The sequence below is a fragment of the Thalassospira sp. UBA4513 genome (assembly GCF_002388495.1).
GTDB lineage: Bacteria > Pseudomonadota > Alphaproteobacteria > Rhodospirillales > Thalassospiraceae > Thalassospira > Thalassospira tepidiphila.
This window is the reverse complement of the sequence record NZ_DGMR01000039.1, coordinates 444,703-460,540: the sequence shown is the minus strand read 5'-3', so window position 1 is coordinate 460,540 and position 15,838 is coordinate 444,703. Positions and strand designations below refer to the sequence as shown.

The following is a 15,838-nucleotide window of genomic DNA, read 5'->3' as shown; positions in this document are numbered from 1 at the left end:
ATCTCTCCCTCACTCTGCCGATGCCACTGATACCGCAGACGGCAAATCAGCAGATGCGAACTGTTCTTGAGCCTCGGCGACCCAGGCTTCGTATTCTTCCATGGTAACGGCCTTAACCGCGATCGGCATATATGCGTGGTTCACACCACACAGTTCCGAACACTGACCATAGAATGTCGTACCGGCATACTCAGCTGGAATGCGGGTCCAGGTTTCGTTCAGTCGGCCGGGAACGGCATCAAGCTTGATGAACAGCGACGGCATCGCCCAGTTATGGATCACGTCGTCTGACGTCATGATCAGACGGATGTTTTGATCAACCGGCAGGACAACGGGATTGTCCACATCCAGAAGGCGCTTCTTGCCTTCGGCAATGGCGGTTTCCTGATCGATCATAAGCGAATCAAAGGTGAAGTTGCCGTTATCGGGGTACTCATATGTCCAGTACCACTGCTTGCCGATAATCTTGAGCGTAAGATCGGCATCCTCGACACGGTCTGCAAAATACAGCAGGCGGAAAGAGGGGATCGCGATAACAAGAAGAATAAGCACCGGAACAACCGTCCAGACCACTTCAAGAAGGGTATGGTGCGTTGTTTTCGATGGGACCGGGTTGCGTTTCGCGCTGAAGCGATAAAGCACAAACAGCAGCAAAGCCAAGACGATCACGGTAATGATCACCATCAACCACGTAACGAGATTAAAGAATTTCTGGCCTTCAACAGCCACAGGCGAAACCGGATCCTGCAGCCCAAGCTGCCAGGGTTCAGGTTGACCAACAGCCGCAAGTGCTGCGCCATCAAACCCGGTAAGTACCGCCAATCCCAACAGAAGGATGGGAAATAGCTTCTTGATCGACATGCGAATCTGCCCCCTCGCATTACATCTCAAGGCGATATGCCTCAATCGTCTCCACCCCTGACTGACAGTGGCCGAGCTGACAAATACGGCCCACTCTCAAGGACCTTATCACGTCTCAACCAAAGATTACCCTGACAAACAGGCCGGAGCATTTCCTCTGACATATCTTATTCTTAATAAGCCTGCACTCGAAAGTACATTTGTAACGCAGGCAAATAGCGTATCTTCGACACCAGTTCCAGAAAAAACCTCGCTGCATTGCACAAAAAATATATTTTGCCGCCATCAGAATGATCGCTCTGGTTTTGACTGAAATCGCTCTAAATACCCACCCTTGGATAGAAAAACCGCCATTCCGCGTCGCAAGGTTTTGCCATGCCTGCTTTTGCTGCTGTGCAATATAGTCGTAATTGGTGTTTTTATCCCTTCAACCAATGGCTAAAGCCGTCATCCAAGTGATGCTACGCTCTTGGGCGATCTTCGGATCAGCACGACGCCCTGACGGGCAACAGATTGCCAAATGATATCAAATTTCCCCGGCTTGCGCCGACATGCCCCAAAGAACGATTCGCCAGACCGGTTTGGGGGAATTATGTGCACCCAGTCACAAAAAAGGCACCTGAACCCTTTAATTATGCGGGCTTTTCCCCAATATCACAGATAGAAATTCAGTTGGAAATATCAGCTTTGCCAACTATTCTATTCTCACGTATGAGTACCGAACATTGGATGCAAGGCAGTCGTCCAGGCAATTGCCGGATGCAGACAGTTCAAAGACAGAGGTTCGCCTATGGCACGCTCAGGAAGTAAAAGACTTTTCACTGCAGAAATGCGGTTGCTCAATAAACTTGAATCCATGAGTGACATGGTCGCCCTGCCGACCGAAATGCCATCCGATCCAAATGCATCTGCAAGTGGCCCGGACATTTCCAGCCTTCACACCGCGATTGAGGAGCTCAAGCTTGAGCTGCTGTCTGATATCCGTGTGATGATCGAAGAACAGAAAAAGGCAAATGCTGCCCCTGAGGATGACGAACAGGCAGATGCGCGCAACGAGCTGCGTCTGGTCAAAAACGAAGTCCGGGCGCTGGCCAATTCCATTCAGGAAACCAAAAAGGAAATCGCCGCCCTTTATACCGCGCCCGAAGATGACAGCGGAACGCGCCTTAACATCGTCAAGGGCGAGCTTGATTCTGTTGTTGCGGCAACAGAGGATGCGACGGCAAACATTCTTGAAACCGTTGAGAAAATTGACGCTGTTGCCCACAATATTCGATCCGCCGCCACAGACGACTACACCCAGGGCCTGGCCGACGATATCGTTGAACTGGTCGTGAAGGTCTTTGAATCCTGTAACTTCCAGGATCTTACCGGGCAGCGGATCACCAAAGTCGTCAACACCATGAAATATATCGAGGAACGCGTGAACCGCGTGATCGAGATTTGGGGCGAAGACGACTTTGGCGACTTCGATCTTCCGCCAGATCCCAAAGGCCTCGACAATCTGGATAAAACCGTCACCAAGGCGCCACAGAATGCCAATCGCGTGTCGCAGGATGAAGTTGATCAGATTTTCTCGCAGGAAGAAATCGACGCGCTGTTTGATTGATCGATCACGACGCTACGAAATGCAAAAGCCTGCCAATCTGGCAGGCTTTTCTTATGGCGGGTTCCTCGGGTTTCAGCACAGAACGCCTTAAGCGTGTCCGGCTTCCCCCGAAAGCAGTTCCGGCGCAAAGCCAAGCCGTGAAAACGCCTGTTCCCACTTGTCTTCGCAATCGGTATCAAACAGCAGATCCGCATCGGCATCGACATGAAGCCAGCCATTGGCAAGGATTTCACTTTCAAGCTGACCGCTGCGCCAGCCGGCATAACCAAGGGCAAGGATGCGGCTTTGCGGACCTTCGCCGACGGCAATCTGTTCAAGAATATCAACCGTCGCTGTCACCGACACGCCACGATCAACATGAAGGGTCGCCTCGTTCGAGAAATCGGTCGAGTGCAGAACAAAGCCACGGCTGCTTTCAACCGGTCCACCGAAATGGACCTGAATGTCTTCGATGGTCGGTGCCGGGCGTGCAATGCCAAGCTGTTCAAGCAATTCCGGGAAAGTGATGCTGTCGATCAGGCGGTTGATCACCAGCCCCATCGCACCGTCTTTGTTATGCGCACAGATATAGACCACACTTTGCGAAAAGCGCGGATCACGCATGCCCGGCATCGCTACCAACAGCTTGCCGCCGAGATAATCACCCGTGCCTATACCTTCTGCCATGTCGCAACTCTCTTTATCCTGTTTCACAGAGCCTAGCGCGAATACCTGCCCATTTCCATCAAGAACCCGGAAAACCGTGTTTTTTGTCGTTTGACATTCCGGATTCCCATATACCTCATGTAGGTAGGAACGCACTGCCATGGCAATGGATCCATCTCGTTTTGCGTTGGATCAGGACAAGCCCCTGCCTGCATGTGCTAGTGATAGGGCGTTCACACAGTCGTGGCTTGATTTGAACGGGGACTGGAATTACGCCTCTTCTGTGCCACAAGTTTGGCCAACACTGCGCAAATCGGTTTTTCGTGCTTAAGGAACAACACGTGCTCCGCCACCTTATCACCCGCTTGGCTCTTTTAATTGCCATCTGCCTGTCATCTATCGGTGTAAGTTCTGTTGCACTGGCGGCATCGGATATGACAACCGACTGGGTCGATGAGGACTTCACGTCAGTCCGCCTGATCAGTGCGCAAACCGAAACCGGCGGCAAACAGACACTCCGTCTTGGCCTTGAATACGAACTGCAACCCGACTGGAAGATTTACTGGCGCAGCGCAGGCGATGCCGGGTTCCCGCCGCAACTTGACTGGACCGGTTCCGAAAATGTCGGCGCCGCAAACATCCTTTGGCCGGCCCCTCACCGCTTTTCGATCTTTGGCCTCGAAACATTCGGCTATAAGGATCACATCATTCTGCCGATTGATGTTGCGATCCCTGATCCGGCCCAGCCTGTCGCGATCCGTCTTGATGTCGATTATCTGGTGTGCAGCGACATCTGCATTCCGGCAAATGCCAGCTTTAATCTTGATATCCCGGCAGGTGCCTCCGCTGGTGCAGGCACCTCGATCGCAAGCAACCACGCCCACCAGATCGAAAAGTTTGTTTCCAAGGTACCGCTGCGGGGCACCGGCCTTCCCATCGAAGTTACCAGTATTTCCAGCATCAGTCAGGGCAATGCGCACAGCCTGCGTCTGGGTGTTCGCGGTCTTGATGATGCCGGGGTCGACATTGACGACATCCTGATTGAAAGCGACCTGCGTGCGGGATTCGGTCTGCCCGAACCGCAAACGGCCGCCACGGGCAGCAACGAGGATGTTCAGTATTTCGATCTGACCGTCATGGGCTTGGCCGAAGACCAGACACTGAAAGATCAGCCAGTCACCGTCACCGTCATCGCCGGTCCGCTTTCTGTTGAGCAAAACCTTGTTGTCGGGGATGGTATTGCCGCCATAAGCACCGCATCCAGTGCGGGCGCAACGGCAGGCATGAGTTTCGCGATGATCGGATTGTTCGCCTTGCTTGGCGGTTTGATCCTGAACGTCATGCCCTGTGTGTTGCCGGTCCTATCGATCAAGGTCATGTCAGCCCTTAAAGCCCGCGAACAGGACATCAATCGGGTGCGCATCGGTTTCCTTGCCAGTGCGGCCGGGATCATTACCTCCTTCTGGGTGATTGCCGCTGTTCTGGTCGGCATCAAACTGGCCGGGGGCACCATTGGCTGGGGCATTCAGTTCCAGCAACCGCTGTTTCTGACCGTTATGACGATTATTCTCGCCCTGTTTGCGCTGAATATGTGGGGGCTGTTTGAAATTTCTGGCCCGGATCAGCTTGGCAACGCGGCAAATGACGCCATCACACGCAGCGAAAGCCACGGCCACCATGTCAGCAGCAACTTCCTGACCGGCATGTTTGCCACTTTGCTGGCAACCCCCTGCTCTGCCCCGTTCCTTGGCACGGCGGTTGGTTTTGCACTGGCGGGCAGTGTGTTTGACATCTTCTGGATCTTCACCTTGCTGGGGATCGGACTGGCGCTACCGTATTTTGCCATCGCCATCCAACCGCGTGTGGCACATATCCTGCCCAAACCCGGTCGCTGGATGAATGGCGTCAAAGTTGTTCTGGGTCTTGCCCTGATCGGCACGGCGATCTGGCTTCTGGGCATTCTGTCGGTCCAGATCGGCATGGGTGGTGCGATTGCTGTCGGGCTTGGCCTGATTGCGGGCTGCGTCTTTATCTGGGCCCGCAAACGCACATCAAACCTGCGTCCACGCTTTGCCTTTACGTCACTGGCGGTACTGGGCTTCTTGGTTGCACTGTTTGCGCCCGGCTTTTCAAAACCACCGTCGTCGCCGCGCGCATCATCGGACAATGGCACGCTTGTCTGGCAGGCGTTTGCACCTGAAACCATTGATGGTTTGGTTGCCGATGGAAAGACGGTCGTGATCGATGTTACGGCGGAATGGTGTGTGACCTGTCAGGTCAACAAGAAGCTGGTTCTCGAAAAGCCCGATGTCCGAAATGCATTGATGCAGGATGATGTTGTTCTGATGCAGGCCGACTGGACCCGCCCGGATCAAAAGATTGCCGATTACCTTGCCTCCTATGGCCGGTTTGGCATTCCGTTCAATGCAGTATTTGGTCCGGGAGCACCGGATGGCATTTTGCTTTCGGAGTTGCTCGGTGTGGACGAGGTTCTTGGTGCGCTTGAAGATGCAAACGGTTCGGCAAGCCTTGCCAGTTCCGTTCAGTGATCACATCTGATTGGGAACGCGTAGTGTTTCCGGCTCCTGCGAGAGTGCAGGCGTTAAGGTGCACACAGGCCCAAAATTGCTGCCAATTGAAGTCAAGCAGATGAAACCTGTTAAAAACTCTGCGTGAAAGCATTGAATGCCAAGCAGATTTGGTGTTTGATTCCGGCATGCGATCCAGCGCGCAGTCAACGGGATTGCGCCAAATAACGGAGATACCCATGACCATTTCAGTCGGTTCCGAACTCCCGGAAGTTACCCTTTTCCGCGCAACCAGCGACGGTCCGGAAGCCGTCAATTCCAAGGAATTCTTCGCAGGTCGCAAAGTTGTCCTGTTTGCAGTACCGGGTGCCTTTACCCCGACCTGCTCGGCCAAACACCTTCCAGGCTTTGTTGCCAAATCCGATGAGATCAAAGCCAAAGGTGTCGATGAGATTGCCTGCCTTGCATCAAACGATGCCTTTGTCCTTCAGGCATGGGCCGATGCGGAAAAGGCCAACGACGTCACGATGCTTTCGGACGGGGATCTGGCGTTTGTCGACGCAACCGGGCTTGGACTTGATCTGACCGGCCGCGGCCTTGGCAAGCGTGCCAACCGTTTCGCCATGATTGTCGAAGACGGCAAAGTCACCGACATTGCCATCGAAGAACCGGGCGCGTTTGAAGTTTCAAGTGCCGAAGCTGTTCTGAAAAAGCTTTAAAACCGGAAAGCTTCCCGCAACAAGCGCTTAAAGCTCCGCAATCATTTGCGGAGCTTTTTGCTTTGAATGTAGGGAACAATAGTGCCTGATCAGCGCGGAAGCAGAACCGGTATCGGGTCTTCCTTGCTGTCATAATCGCATTCAAAGGTCGGGTTGGTGTGCTTGGCAATGAAATGCACAACACCTTCCCGGAAACTATCCTTGATCGGTGACCAGCTCATATAGACCCCGCCACGGGTGTCATATTCGCGAATATCCGGATCTCGCATCAGTTCAGAAAAACTGTGTCCAAGATCTTCTGTTGCACCAGCCACCAGCCAAGACGGCTTCAGGCCACCATGCCACAGCAAGTAAACGCCACCGACCCCATCCAGGCTAAGCTCTGAAATATCGTCGATCATGAACAGGCGGTAGTACTCCCCACGTGGGCTTTTTCGCCATTTTATATCTTGTGCCTTTGGCTGGCGAATAGCACCGAGAGACCAAAATCCCATATTAACCTCCAAGCACGCCAAAACGCGTGCAACCGTATGTCACACGCATCCCAACATAGCTTCTTATTCTTATAGGTAAGAACTTACCTTACATATGTAAACTTTTGATTGACAAAAGACTGGGCGAAAACGCCCGAAACGCTCTTTGTCAAGAAGATATAGCTCACGCTACTACCTTAAATCACAGCACAAAACCAAGCATTTTTCGAATTATTCGAACAACTTGTCGATATCGTCCTGACTGATGCCTTCTCCTTCGAGCTGCGGACCGTTCAGAAGGTCTGCATCCTCGGGTCGTGATTCTTCCTCGACCTCAGGAACCGGCAATTCGGCAAACGCATCTTCACCCCAGATCGAGATCATGTTGTGGACGCGCTCTTCAACGAACTCAAGCGTGCTGACCACCTTGTTGATGCGCTGGCCGGTAATGTCCTGGAAGTTACAGGCTTCAAAGATCTTGGTAACGATGAAGGCAATCTGTTCAACGTGATCGGCGACAAAATCGCTCGGCGCCGAGTTTTTGAGCGTCATCGTCAGATCGTCAATCTGCTCGGCGGATTCCAGAATGGTATGGGTCGCCATTTCGGTATCCTTGACGATGGCATCAAGTTCCGAGGTCGCACTTACCAGTCGGTCATCCTGCGCCTTTGGATGGCGCAGCGACGCAATCTGAACCTTGGCCCTGTGGATGTGCTCGTTCATTTCCGCGATCTGGGTGCGGATCAGTTCCAGATCGTCACGGTCGGGCTCTGCCGCCCCCGGGCGATTGGAGTGGGTTGGGTTACTTGAAACCGGCTCTGGCAATTCATCCATCGGCGCATCGTTTGATGCAAACGGGGTGGCGACATCACTGGCCGGAACACCACCGGCTGCCACTGCCTGACGCAGTTGTGAAACTTCACCACGCAGTGCTCTGATTTCATCAAGAACAGCCTGCGTAATACCGGACGTTTCCGGGGCACTCGTCGCTGCCGGCAAGGATGCCTGCATCGGTTCCCCTGCCCCCATGCCGCTTTCCAGCGTCGGGTCAAAAAAGGAGTCAGACCAATCCTCAACCACACCACCGGTGCGTTCTTTAAGACGACGTTCGGCAGTGAATACTTTTTGCACGCGACGAGACATAACTGACTTTAACCCTCCGGAACGGACGTACGTCCGATCACTAAATCCCCAAACGCACCTTTTTGACGGCGTTCATTACTATTACGGCAAGTATAAGGGTGCAGATTGCGACAAGTCCAATGGGTTTCAAGTCCAAGTCTTTGAAAAAGAACACCCCGGCCAAAAGACCGGGGTGCTCCAAAAGGTCAGGTTGCGTTGGTTATCAAGCTGTTTCAGGCTTCCAGCGCAAAACCGGCTTACGTGCAGCCGCCGTTTCATCAAGGCGTCTGCGCGGGGTCAGGTACGGTGCATTCTTGAAGAATTCCGCATCGCCCGACTCGGCCTTGGCCACAAGCGACAGAATCGCATCACAGAACTGATCGATCGATTCCTTGGTTTCGGTCTCGGTCGGTTCGATCAGCAACGCCCCATGAACCACCAGCGGGAAATACATCGTCATCGGGTGGAACCCTTCGTCGATGATTGCCTTGGCCAGATCCAGCGTCGAAACCCCGGTATCTTTCAGGAAGCCGTCATCAAACAGGGCTTCATGCATGCAATAGCCCGGGAAAGCGACACTGAGCTTGTCCTTGAGACGCGCCAGCAGGTAGTTGGCATTAAGAACCGCATCACCCGATGCCTGACGCAGGCCATCTGCACCGTGGCTTTTCATATAAGTCAGCGCACGAATAAACATGCCCATCTGACCATGGAAGCCTTTAAGACGGCCAAACGGCTTCATGCCGTCTTCTTCGTCTGCGGTTTCGACCAGATGGAAACCATCACCCTTTTTCACGACATACGGGATCGGGGCAAACGGTGCCAGTGCCTCGGAGAAGACAACAGGTCCTGAACCCGGTCCACCGCCACCATGCGGGGTCGAGAACGTCTTGTGCAGGTTGATATGCATCGCATCAATGCCAAGGTCTGCCGGGCGCACCCGACCGACAATGGCGTTGAAGTTCGCACCATCGCAATAGAAGTAACCACCCGCTTCATGCACCAGATCGGCGATCTTGCGCACGTCACGTTCAAACAGACCGCAGGTATTCGGGTTGGTCAGCATGATACCCGCCACATCGTCGCCAAGCTTGGCTTCAAACGCGGCCAGATCAACACGGCCATCTTCGGTCGCGGGGATCGAATCAACTGTAAAGCCACAGGCTGCTGCGGTTGCCGGATTGGTCCCGTGGGCGGATTCAGGCACCAGAACGCGACGACGGTTTTCACCGCGCGCATCAAGGGCCGCACGAATGGCCATCATACCGCAAAGCTCACCCTGCGCACCCGCTGCCGGAGACATGGAAACTGCGGGCATGCCGGTCAGAACCAAAAGCCAATGCGCACACTGATCAATCAGTTCCAGCGCACCCTGAACGGTGCTTTCGGGTTGCATCGGATGCAGATCGGCAAGACCAGGCAAACGCGCGACTTTTTCGTTCAGGCGCGGGTTATGCTTCATCGTGCACGAACCAAGCGGGAAGAAACCGGCATCAATGCCATAGTTCTTCTGCGACAGGCGCGTGAAGTGACGCACGACTTGCGGCTCCGAAAGCCCCGGAAGACCAACGTCGCTATCACGGTCAAGACCGCCGAGGCGCGATTTGGTGCCCTTTGGTTCCGGCAAATCAACGCCGGTACGGCCGGGTTGGCCCTGCTCGAAAATCAGCTGTTCTTCAAGAACAAGTCCACGGTTGCCGGTATGGGTTGTAAAGGTCATGCCAGCGCCTCCTTCAATGCGGACGCAAGCGCCGCGATATCCTCGTCCGTGTTGGTTTCGGTGACCGCAACCAACAGGTAGTTATCCAGATCCGAACGGTTCGGATACAGGCGCGACAACGGCACACCAGCAAGGACGCCCTTGGCAACCAGTGCCTCAACCACTTCGGCGGCCGGTTTGGAAAGCTTGACGGTGAATTCGTTAAAGAAGCTGTCATTGACCACAGATGCGCCTTCAACGGCATCAATCGCGTCCGCCGCCTTGCAGGCATTTTCATGGTTCAATGTCGCCAGACGGCGATAACCGTCTTCACCCAGCAGGCTCATATGCACGGTAAAGGCCAACGAACACAGGCCCGAGTTGGTGCAGATGTTCGAGGTCGCCTTTTCGCGGCGGATATGCTGTTCGCGGGTCGACAGCGTCAGAACAAAGCCACGTTTGCCGTCCTGGTCGACCGTTTCACCACACAGACGGCCCGGCATCTGACGCACGAGCTTTTGCGTCGTGGCAAACAGACCGACATACGGCCCACCATAGTTCAGCGCATTACCGATCGACTGGCCTTCGCCGCAAACGATGTCTGCGCCAAAGCTGCCCGGTGATTTCACCGCGCCAAACGCCACCGCCTCGGTAAAGACCACCACCAGAAGCGCACCCTTGGCATGGCAAAGATCAGCCAGTTGGGTGTGATCCTGAATGCGGCCAAACACGTCCGGGTACTGCACCACAACACATGCGGTCTGATCATCAATCAGATCGTTGAGTTCTTCGGCAGTTGCCTGATGTTCCGGATGTCCATCGCGACCGGCGACTTCGGTGTCGCTATACTGGCAATAGGTTTCGGTCACTTCGCGGTAATGCGGGTGCAGACCGCCCGAAAGCACCGCCTTCTTGCGACGGGTCGCACGGCAGGCCATCAGAACCGCTTCGGCACAGGATGTCGCACCATCCCACATCGACGCGTTTGCAACATCCATCCCGGTGATCGAGGCAACCTGGGTCTGGAATTCAAACAGGTATTGAAGTGTCCCTTGCGCGATTTCCGGCTGATACGGGGTATAGGCGGTCAGGAATTCACCGCGCTGGATCACGTAGTCAACCGTCGCCGGGACATGGTGGCGATAGGCACCCGCACCCAGGAAACTGGGCACGCTTGATGCGCCCATGTTTTTGGCGGCCAAGGCCATCATATCGCGTTCGACCTGCATTTCGCCAAGGTGGGATGGCAAATCAACAGGTGCATCAAGCAACGCGCCGTCCGGCACATCACAGTAAAGTTCATCAACCGATGATGCCCCGATGGTATCAAGCATCGCAGCACGATCAGCGCGTGTCAGTGGGAGATAACGCATGTTTTAAAGGCCTTCGACGAAGTCTTTGTAGGCAGCTTCATCCATCAGCTCATCAAGCTGGGATTCATCGGTCAGTGTCATTCTAAAGAACCAGCCATCCGATTCCGGGGCTTCATTGACCAGTGCAGGATTGTCATCGAGCTCTTCGTTGACCTCGACAATTTCACCATCGAGCGGGGCGTAAACGTCGCTGGCGGCCTTGACCGATTCAACAACCGCGGCGTCGCCATCCTTGGTCAGCTTCTTGCCAACTTCCGGCAGCTCGACATAGACGATATCGCCCAGCGACTGCTGCGCGTAATCGGTAATGCCAACGGTTGCCACACCGTCTTCAAGCTCGATCCATTCATGTTCCTGCGAAAATTTCTTAGTCATCTTCCATTGTCCCTGTTGATCAATTCAGTGCCAATGCAGCGTAGCGCCGCTCTCTCTATGATAAATTCTGGTTCTCAACCGCGGAAATAACGATGCGGCGCGAACGGAAGTTCGACCACCTCGGCCGGGCGCGCCTTGCCACGCACCATAAGATCGACCTTGGTACCCGGTTCAGCAAATTCAATTGCGACATACCCCATGGCAATCGGGCCATCGACGGTCGGGCCAAACCCGCCCGAGGTAATCTCGCCGATTTCTTCGCCATCCGCGTTCAAAATCTGGGTGTGTTCGCGTGCCGGTGCCTTGCCTTCGGGCTTGATGCCGACACGTTTGCGATCCGCACCGTGTTCAAGCTGATCAAGGATCACATCCGCCCCCTTGAAGCCACCCTCGGCCCGGCGACGTTTGTTGATGATCCAGTTCAGATCCCCTTCAACCGGGGTCGTGGTGGTATCAATGTCGTTGCCATACAGGCAAAGGCCCGCTTCGAGGCGCAGTGAGTCACGTGCACCAAGGCCGATCGCCTCAACCTCGTCCTCGGCCAGCAATTTGCGTGCAAGTGCCTCGGCATCGGCGTTGGGCACAGAAATCTCATAACCGTCTTCGCCGGTGTAACCCGAACGGGTCACAAAGCACGGACTGCCAGCGATTTCGACTTCGGCAAAGCTCATGAATTTCAGATCGGCAACCGATGGCGCAAAGCGTGCCAGAACCTTGGCCGCGTCCGGGCCCTGAAGTGCGAGAAGCGCACGGTCATCGATTTCTTCAAGCGATACACCATCGCCAAGGTTGGCACGCATGTGAACGATATCATCGTCCTTGCAGGCCGCATTGATCACCAGAAACAGGCTTTCACCCGCATTGGTAATCATCAGATCATCAAGGATCGTGCCGTCGTCCTGGGTAAATGCGGAATAGCGGGTGCGACCGGGTTTGAGGATGGCAATGTCACCGGGCACAAGCTTTTCAAGCTCGGCCACGCGGTTCTCGCCAGTCAAACGCACCTGCCCCATGTGGGACACATCAAACAGGCCTGCCTTCGCACGGGTATGAAGATGTTCGCCCTTCACACCAAGCGGATATTGCACAGGCATGGCATAGCCAGCGAACGGCACCATTTTGGCACCGAGTTCCACATGCAAATCATAAAGGGCAGTTTTTAGAAGTTCGGATTCTTGATCCGCCATCAGGTTCTCCAAGACAATCGTTGCGAAATATAGCCGACCAGTGGCCAACCACATTCCCCCTCTGTCTTTGGAGCCTGAAAGAATCACATCCGGGGTAGGAAGCCGGTCTGCTTACATCTTCGGCGAGGTGTTCCTGATCAGAAGTTCAGGTCACCTGCTTTCCAGAGTCCCATCTCCACGCGGTCCTGTTGCCTGAGAGTTTCCGGGGTGGTTGCTCCTTCGGCGTCCGCTCATCCGATAAGGACTGCGGCCTCTCCCACGTGCATCATTTGGGTATGTTTCTGTTATACGGGTTTCCGCGCAAACCGACCAGCCCCTATTTTTCGGGCACGATCGGTCTGCCGCGTCTCAAGCAAACAAACCCGAATAAAATCAATCGGTTCCGAACCGGCGATTATACTCAAGTTGGTCTGCGCTCAGCTGGAAACCAAGATAGATTTCGTAATCCGGACCGGTCCAGACATCGTCCAGCGGCACCGACAGGGTCACCTGTTCGTCACGGATGCGTGCCATGTTCAGATTGTCTGCAAACGCCATATTAACGTCAAACACCGACTTCTGAATGAAGGTGCCGTTCGGGTCACGCAGGGCGACGAAATATTTAAATTGGACATTACGGTTCTGGGCTGCCGGCCCAAGCTCGGCGGTAATGATCGGACTGATGATGACATCAAGTTCCTTGTCATCAAGGTCATAGCCGCAATCACCAAGGTATCCGGTAAATTCGGCTTCGACGATCACATCGGTCAGATCACGGCCAGCACCACTGAACTGGACAAGTTTTGCCGTATCCTTTGGCAGATAGGCCGCCGGACAAACCGGGACCGGCTGTTCTTCGAACGGGTTGCCACCGCCGCATGCGCTTAGCAATCCACCAAGCGAGACCATACCCAATGCATAAACGCGCCGAAGTCCGTTACCGATTGTCATCCAAGCCTCTATCAAACCAAATGTTTTCGGGCCGCATCGCGACGACCGGCCCGCGCGCAGTCTATTCTTTCGCGGATGTCGGCACAACCCGCTTGAAAGGCCTTGGGCGGTGTAAAACGTCAAAAATTCGGCCAACCCGCACCGACCATTTACCCCAGAGTCATTGCACCGCATGATCAGGCAGGTTATGTAACGTCAATGTGTGAATAAAGCGTCGGGACAGCCCGTGCGCGTTTGGGAAAGCCGGACCTGTATCATGTCTGACAAAGCCAGCCTTCGGATCGTTCTTGCCAATCCGCGCGGTTTCTGCGCGGGGGTTGATCGCGCCATCGAGATCGTCGAAAAGGCACTCGAAAAATATGGCGCACCGGTCTATGTCCGCCACGAAATCGTGCATAACAAATTCGTGGTCAATCGCCTGCGCGATATGGGTGCGGTTTTCGTTGACGAACTTGATGCCGTTCCCGATGGCGTGCCGGTGATCTTTTCGGCCCATGGTGTCCCGAAATCCGTGCCCGAGGCGGCCGAAACCCGCAAACTTGAATATCTTGATGCGACCTGCCCGCTGGTCTCCAAGGTCCATCGCGGTGCCGAACGCCATCACGCCGATGGCAAACATATTCTTCTGATTGGTCATGCCGGTCATCCCGAAGTCATCGGCACGATGGGCCAATTGCCCCCCGGCAGCATGACCCTGGTCGAGACCGAAGAAGACGCCGAAACCATCGAAATCAGCGATCCGGAAAATCTGGCTTTCGTAACCCAGACGACCTTGTCACTTGATGACACCGCCAAGATCATTGAAATCCTGCAACGGCGTTTCCCGTCAATCGCGGTGCCGAAAAAGGAAGACATCTGCTACGCCACGACCAACCGCCAGCATGCGGTCAAACTGATCGCGGAAAAGGCCGATGCCATTCTGGTCCTTGGCGCGCCGAACTCTTCGAACTCCAACCGTCTGGTCGAAGTCGCCAAGCGCGAAGGCTGCACACGGTCGGTTCTGGTCGAACGGGCAAAGGATATCGACTGGTCCAAGCTTGACGGTATTTCAAGCCTTGGCATCACGGCCGGCGCATCCGCGCCCGAAATCCTGGTCGAGGAAGTCATTGATGCCTGCCGCGAACGCTTTGACGTGACGGTCGAAACAATCACGCTGACCAACGAGAATGTCACCTTCAAACTGCCGCGTCAGCTTGCCAGCTAGGTCTGCGGACATGCTTATTTTCAGCTCAGGACGACGATAGAACTCATGGCCGTCTATACCGACGTTTCAGACGAAGATATTTCCCGCTTTGTGGCCGAATACGATATCGGTGACGTGGTGTCGTTCAAGGGGATCGCAGAAGGCGTCGAAAACACCAATTTCCTGCTTCAGACGACCAAGGCTCCTTATATCCTGACCCTGTATGAGAAGCGGGTAAATCCCGATGATTTGCCCTTCTATCTTGGCCTGATGGATCACTTGTCGGCCAAGGGACTGAATTGCCCGACCCCGATCCACGGCAAGGACGGTGTTGCCCTGCGACGCCTTTGTGGTCGCCCGGCTGCCATCACGTCTTTCCTGCAGGGCATGTCGCCCAGGCGCATTCAACCCCATCACTGTGCCGGGGTTGGCGCCGCACTGGCAGAGTTGCACTCAGCCGGTCAGGACTTCGAAATGCATCTGCCAAATGCGCTGAGCATCAAGGGATGGCGTTCGCTTTTTGACAGCTGCGCTGAACATGCCGACGATGTCGAACCCGGCCTTGGCAAGATGATTGGCGAAGAGCTCGCATTTCTTGAAGAAAACTGGCCGCACGCCCTTCCAAAAGGGGTCATTCATGCGGACCTGTTCCCCGATAACGTCTTCTTCTTTCCAAACAAGGAAGCCGTTTCCGGGCTGATTGACTTCTATTTCGCGTGCAATGACCTGTTTTGCTACGACGTTGCCATCTGCATGAATGCCTGGTGCTTTGAACCAGACAACAGCTTCAATGTAACCAAGGCCAAAAACCTTCTGTCGCATTACAGCAAGGTCCGTCCGCTTTCGGACGTCGAAAAGGCCGCCCTGCCCATTCTGGCGCGCGGCGCAAGTCTTCGGTTCCTTCTGACACGGCTGTATGACTGGGTGAATACACCCAAGGATGCGCTGGTCACCCCGAAGAACCCGCGCGAATACATCAACAAATTGCGGTTCCACCAACGTGTGGAAAACGCAACAGCCTATGGCCTGGATTAGGCACAAAGGCGGGGAACACGACAATATGACTTCAAGTAACGGTGACGATAACCGCGTCGAGATTTACACGGACGGCGCGTGCAGCGGCAATCCCGGCCC

14 protein-coding genes, 1 pseudogene and 2 riboswitches are annotated in these 15,838 nt (G+C 54.6%); of the genes and pseudogenes, 6 read left to right on the top strand and 9 right to left on the bottom strand.

All coding sequences use genetic code 11. The features are described from left to right. Nucleotides 1–9: 9 nt before the first annotated feature. Nucleotides 10–861, bottom strand: a complete 852-nt coding sequence (gene coxB, locus B2T33_RS18970; RefSeq protein ID WP_008889196.1) for a cytochrome c oxidase subunit II — start codon at nucleotides 859–861, stop codon at nucleotides 10–12. An 829-nt stretch (nucleotides 862–1,690) separates the two neighbouring features. Between coxB and B2T33_RS18965 the strand changes: the two genes are divergently transcribed. Continuing rightward, complete coding sequence (locus tag B2T33_RS18965; RefSeq protein WP_286792942.1) at nucleotides 1,691–2,470, top strand: hypothetical protein; 780 nt, start codon at nucleotides 1,691–1,693, stop codon at nucleotides 2,468–2,470. Between the two features lie 87 nt (nucleotides 2,471–2,557). On the opposite strand, the gene B2T33_RS18960 is transcribed toward B2T33_RS18965, so the two are convergent. Then, complete coding sequence (locus B2T33_RS18960; protein WP_008889194.1) at nucleotides 2,558–3,136, bottom strand: YqgE/AlgH family protein; 579 nt, start codon at nucleotides 3,134–3,136, stop codon at nucleotides 2,558–2,560. A gap of 320 nt (nucleotides 3,137–3,456) precedes the next feature. Between B2T33_RS18960 and B2T33_RS18955 the strand changes: the two genes are divergently transcribed. Next, nucleotides 3,457–5,664, top strand: coding sequence for a protein-disulfide reductase DsbD family protein (locus B2T33_RS18955; protein WP_286792884.1), 2,208 nt, complete (start codon nucleotides 3,457–3,459; stop codon nucleotides 5,662–5,664). Nucleotides 5,665–5,882: 218 nt separating this feature from the next. Beyond that, on the top strand, nucleotides 5,883–6,362 hold the full coding sequence (locus B2T33_RS18950) for a peroxiredoxin (RefSeq protein ID WP_197146039.1): 480 nt from the start codon (nucleotides 5,883–5,885) through the stop codon (nucleotides 6,360–6,362). 89 nt (nucleotides 6,363–6,451) lie between these two features. Here B2T33_RS18950 and B2T33_RS18945 read toward each other — a convergent pair whose 3' ends face one another. From B2T33_RS18945 to B2T33_RS18915, 7 genes are all read right to left on the bottom strand, one after another. Continuing rightward, nucleotides 6,452–6,856 carry a hypothetical protein gene (locus B2T33_RS18945; protein ID WP_040822685.1) on the bottom strand — a complete coding sequence of 135 codons (405 nt, stop codon included), beginning with the start codon at nucleotides 6,854–6,856 and terminating at the stop codon, nucleotides 6,452–6,454. A 210-nt stretch (nucleotides 6,857–7,066) separates the two neighbouring features. After that, nucleotides 7,067–7,978: a protein phosphatase CheZ gene (locus tag B2T33_RS18940; RefSeq protein WP_286792883.1), complete on the bottom strand. Its 912-nt coding sequence runs from the start codon at nucleotides 7,976–7,978 to the stop codon at nucleotides 7,067–7,069. A 202-nt stretch (nucleotides 7,979–8,180) separates the two neighbouring features. After that, nucleotides 8,181–9,677 (bottom strand): aminomethyl-transferring glycine dehydrogenase subunit GcvPB, encoded by a 1,497-nt coding sequence (gcvPB, locus tag B2T33_RS18935; RefSeq protein ID WP_008889189.1) that lies wholly within the window; start codon nucleotides 9,675–9,677, stop codon nucleotides 8,181–8,183. Further along, nucleotides 9,674–11,029 carry an aminomethyl-transferring glycine dehydrogenase subunit GcvPA gene (gene gcvPA / locus B2T33_RS18930; RefSeq protein WP_210515033.1) on the bottom strand — a complete coding sequence of 452 codons (1,356 nt, stop codon included), beginning with the start codon at nucleotides 11,027–11,029 and terminating at the stop codon, nucleotides 9,674–9,676. The genes gcvPB and gcvPA overlap by 4 nt, the downstream gene beginning before the upstream one ends. A 3-nt stretch (nucleotides 11,030–11,032) precedes the next feature. Continuing rightward, nucleotides 11,033–11,404 (bottom strand): glycine cleavage system protein GcvH, encoded by a 372-nt coding sequence (gene gcvH, locus B2T33_RS18925; protein WP_008889187.1) that lies wholly within the window; start codon nucleotides 11,402–11,404, stop codon nucleotides 11,033–11,035. Nucleotides 11,405–11,478: 74 nt separating this feature from the next. Further along, nucleotides 11,479–12,591, bottom strand: coding sequence for a glycine cleavage system aminomethyltransferase GcvT (gcvT, locus tag B2T33_RS18920; protein WP_286792882.1), 1,113 nt, complete (start codon nucleotides 12,589–12,591; stop codon nucleotides 11,479–11,481). A gap of 59 nt (nucleotides 12,592–12,650) precedes the next feature. Then, nucleotides 12,651–12,758: riboswitch (glycine riboswitch) on the bottom strand. A 3-nt stretch (nucleotides 12,759–12,761) separates the two neighbouring features. Beyond that, nucleotides 12,762–12,860: riboswitch (glycine riboswitch) on the bottom strand. 103 nt (nucleotides 12,861–12,963) lie between these two features. Next, nucleotides 12,964–13,521: a hypothetical protein gene (locus B2T33_RS18915; protein ID WP_063088556.1), complete on the bottom strand. Its 558-nt coding sequence runs from the start codon at nucleotides 13,519–13,521 to the stop codon at nucleotides 12,964–12,966. 256 nt (nucleotides 13,522–13,777) lie between these two features. On the opposite strand from B2T33_RS18915, the gene ispH reads away from it, so the two are divergent. The 3 genes and pseudogenes from ispH to B2T33_RS20415 all read left to right on the top strand — a co-directional run. After that, the gene (ispH, locus tag B2T33_RS18910; protein WP_008889184.1) at nucleotides 13,778–14,725 is read left to right on the top strand and encodes a 4-hydroxy-3-methylbut-2-enyl diphosphate reductase; all 948 of its coding nucleotides are present in this window, start codon (nucleotides 13,778–13,780) and stop codon (nucleotides 14,723–14,725) included. 45 nt (nucleotides 14,726–14,770) lie between these two features. Next, the gene (locus B2T33_RS18905) at nucleotides 14,771–15,739 is read left to right on the top strand and encodes a homoserine kinase (RefSeq protein ID WP_008889183.1); all 969 of its coding nucleotides are present in this window, start codon (nucleotides 14,771–14,773) and stop codon (nucleotides 15,737–15,739) included. Between the two features lie 25 nt (nucleotides 15,740–15,764). Further along, nucleotides 15,765–15,838: pseudogene (locus tag B2T33_RS20415) on the top strand (ribonuclease HI); the annotation flags it as partial.

Coding starts and splice junctions, on each gene's coding strand:
- coxB (WP_008889196.1), bottom strand. CDS start 861: ATGTCGATCAAGAAGCTATTTCCCATCCTTCTGTTGGGATTGGCGGTA.
- B2T33_RS18965 (WP_286792942.1), top strand. CDS start 1,691: ATGCGGTTGCTCAATAAACTTGAATCCATGAGTGACATGGTCGCCCTG.
- B2T33_RS18960 (WP_008889194.1), bottom strand. CDS start 3,136: ATGGCAGAAGGTATAGGCACGGGTGATTATCTCGGCGGCAAGCTGTTG.
- B2T33_RS18950 (WP_197146039.1), top strand. CDS start 5,883: ATGACCATTTCAGTCGGTTCCGAACTCCCGGAAGTTACCCTTTTCCGC.
- B2T33_RS18945 (WP_040822685.1), bottom strand. CDS start 6,856: ATGGGATTTTGGTCTCTCGGTGCTATTCGCCAGCCAAAGGCACAAGAT.
- B2T33_RS18940 (WP_286792883.1), bottom strand. CDS start 7,978: ATGTCTCGTCGCGTGCAAAAAGTATTCACTGCCGAACGTCGTCTTAAA.
- gcvPB (WP_008889189.1), bottom strand. CDS start 9,677: ATGACCTTTACAACCCATACCGGCAACCGTGGACTTGTTCTTGAAGAA.
- gcvPA (WP_210515033.1), bottom strand. CDS start 11,029: ATGCGTTATCTCCCACTGACACGCGCTGATCGTGCTGCGATGCTTGAT.
- gcvH (WP_008889187.1), bottom strand. CDS start 11,404: ATGACTAAGAAATTTTCGCAGGAACATGAATGGATCGAGCTTGAAGAC.
- gcvT (WP_286792882.1), bottom strand. CDS start 12,591: ATGGCGGATCAAGAATCCGAACTTCTAAAAACTGCCCTTTATGATTTG.
- B2T33_RS18915 (WP_063088556.1), bottom strand. CDS start 13,521: ATGACAATCGGTAACGGACTTCGGCGCGTTTATGCATTGGGTATGGTC.
- ispH (WP_008889184.1), top strand. CDS start 13,778: ATGTCTGACAAAGCCAGCCTTCGGATCGTTCTTGCCAATCCGCGCGGT.
- B2T33_RS18905 (WP_008889183.1), top strand. CDS start 14,771: ATGGCCGTCTATACCGACGTTTCAGACGAAGATATTTCCCGCTTTGTG.